Below are 319 nucleotides of genomic sequence, written 5' to 3' on the forward strand. Positions count from 1 at the left end.
CACACCGAGTAAAGATAAAGATGCCCGCTGGATAAAGAAAAACGGCCTCTACAAACTCGGTTACAAACAACATACCCGTACCGATGAGGAAGGCTATATCGAGAAACTGCACATCACCCCCGCCAATGCCCATGAGTGCAAACACCTGTCGCCTTTGTTGGAAGGTCTGCCCAAAGGTACGACCGTCTATGTCGATAAAGGCTATGACAGTGAGGAAAACCGGCAACATCTGAAAGAGCATCAGTTGTTAGACGGTATTATGCGCAAAGCACACCGCAAACATCCGCTGACGGAAGCGCAAACCAAACGTAACCGATAT

Annotated in this window: 1 protein-coding gene; it reads left to right on the forward strand. The window is 48.6% G+C overall.

The features are described 5' to 3' along the window. On the forward strand, positions 1–319 hold a 319-nt coding region (locus tag ACTHUG_RS11610), incomplete at both ends, for a transposase (RefSeq protein ID WP_440420004.1).

The organism is Neisseria sp. P0022.S009, from assembly GCF_051956675.1.
Classification (GTDB): Bacteria; Pseudomonadota; Gammaproteobacteria; order Burkholderiales; family Neisseriaceae; genus Neisseria.